General features: G+C 71.8%; 2 protein-coding genes. Both read left to right on the top strand.

The window, feature by feature from the left end:
- A partial coding sequence (locus ABZE72_RS16715; protein WP_372730165.1) for an amidase occupies positions 1-1415 on the top strand: 1415 nt, incomplete at its 5' end.
- Positions 1416-1424: 9 nt separating this feature from the next.
- Positions 1425-1829 carry a VOC family protein gene (locus tag ABZE72_RS16710; RefSeq protein WP_372730164.1) on the top strand — a complete coding sequence of 135 codons (405 nt, stop codon included), beginning with the start codon at positions 1425-1427 and terminating at the stop codon, positions 1827-1829.
- The last annotated feature ends 217 nt before the right edge of the window (positions 1830-2046 follow it).

The following is a 2046-nucleotide window of genomic DNA, read 5'->3' as shown; positions in this document are numbered from 1 at the left end:
CCGGTGACCCGGCGATGAGCGAGCTCTCGGTCGAGTCGACCGCGCGCGCCCAGGCGGCCGCCGTACGGGCCCGGGAGATCTCCGCACGCGAGCTGCTCGACCTGCACCTCGACCGGATCGCGGAGCGCAACCCGCAGTTGAACGCGATCGTCTCGCTCGACGAGGAGCGGGCGCGGGAGGGGGCCTGGCACGCGGACCAGTTCCTGGCGGCCGGTCACCCGGTGGGCCCGTTGCACGGGCTGCCGTTCGCATTCAAGGACACTCACGCGGTCGCCGGCTGGCGCACGACGTACGGGTCCCCGCTCTTCGCCGACCACGTGCCGCAGACCGACGAGCTGATCGTGGAGCGGGTACGCCGCGCCGGCGTCGTCGTGCTCGGCAAGACCAACGTGCCGGAGTTCGCGGCGGGCTCGCACACGTTCAACACCGTCTTCGGCACCACCCTCAACCCGGTCGACCCGACCCGGTCCGCGGGCGGCTCCAGCGGCGGTGCCGCCTGTGCTCTGGCGGCCGGGATGGTGCCGCTGGCCGACGGCTCCGACATGGGCGGTTCGCTGCGCAATCCGGCGTCATTCTGCGGCGTCGTGGGGTTGCGGCCGTCCCTGGGCCGGGTGCCCGAGTGGCCGCTCTACAACCAGTGGGAGACCACCTCGGTCGGCGGCCCGATGGCCCGCAACGTCGAGGATCTCGCGCTGCTGCTCTCGGTGATGGCCGGGCCGGACGACCGGGCGCCACAGGCGCTGCGCGAGCCCGGGGCACTCTTCGCGCCGCCCCCGACCGGGTCGATGGCGCGCTCGCTGGTCGGGGCCCGAGTGGCGATCTCCACGGATCTGGGGGGAGCCTTCGAGGTCGACGGCGAGGTGGCGTGGCTGGTCGAGGCCTCGGCGCAGGTCTTCGCCGAGCTGGGCGCCCAGGTGAGCCCCGGCCACCCGGATCTCGACGTCGCCGACGACACCTTCCGGACCCTGCGGGCGTGGCACCTGCACGCGAAGTTCGGACGGTTGCTCGCCGAGCACCCGGGGTCGTTCAAGCAGTCCCTGGCCGACAACATCCGGCTGGGGGAGTCGCTGACCGGCGCGGACGTGGCTCGCGCCTACACCCAGCGCACGACGCTCTCGGAGCGGATGCGGGCCTTCTTCACGTCGTACGACGTGCTGGTGCTGCCGGTCTCGCAGGTGCCGCCGTTCCCGGCCGACCAGGAGTTCCCGACCGAGATCAACGGTCGCCCGATGGCGTCGTACCTGGACTGGATGCGGGCGGCCTACCTGATCACGGTGACCGGCTGCCCGGCCATCTCGGTACCGGCGGGACACACCTCCTCAGGGCTGCCGGTCGGGATCCAGATCGTGGCCCGGCACGGAGCGGAGCGCGAGCTGCTCGAAGTGGCGGCTGCTTTCCAGGCCGCCATCGGGTAGGACTGGGGCATGGCCCTGCGCTGGTACTCCGTCGTCGTCGACTGTCAGGACTTCGCGATGCTCGGCCGGTGGTGGGCCGAGACCCTGGGGTGGCTGATCGCCTACGAGGACGACGACGAGCTGGTGATCGTGCCCTCGCACATGGCCGACGAGGAGCCGCTGGACGCCAACGCGTGGCTCGAGGCCGGCGTCGGGATGGTCTTCGGGTCGGTTCCGGAACGGAAGGCCGGCAAGAACCGGCTGCACCTCGACCTGGCCCCGCACACCACCGACGACCGGGACGCCGAGATCGAGCGGCTGCTCGAGCGAGGCGCGACGTACGCCGATGTGGGGCAGAGCGAGGACGTGCCGTGGACGGTGCTGCTGGACCCGGAGGGCAACGAGTTCTGCGTGCTGTCGGCGCGGGACAAGTAGCGCGGGGTCGCGCGGGTCCGAGCGGGTGGACGGCCTGCGCGCGCCGGTCGGCGACCGCCAGTGCCGGGTCGTCGACCGCCGTACCGGGAGCCCGGAAAATCTGTTGTCCGGATGGTGGAAGATCGGCCGGTTCTGGGGGTCGAAATGTCGGTGTTCACCGCTTGACTTGTTCCATGACCGAGACGCTCGCCGACGTGGACACCGCCGCCGCGGTGCT

This window comes from Nocardioides sp., assembly GCF_041600255.1.
In the GTDB taxonomy this organism is placed as follows: domain Bacteria; phylum Actinomycetota; class Actinomycetes; order Propionibacteriales; family Nocardioidaceae; genus Nocardioides.
Note: the sequence above shows the minus strand (reverse complement) of the source record. Positions and strands in the feature narration are given on the sequence as shown.

Excerpts from the sequence above, each read along its gene's own strand:
- ABZE72_RS16710 (WP_372730164.1), top strand. The coding sequence starts at position 1,425 with ATGGCCCTGCGCTGGTACTCCGTCGTCGTCGACTGTCAGGACTTCGCG.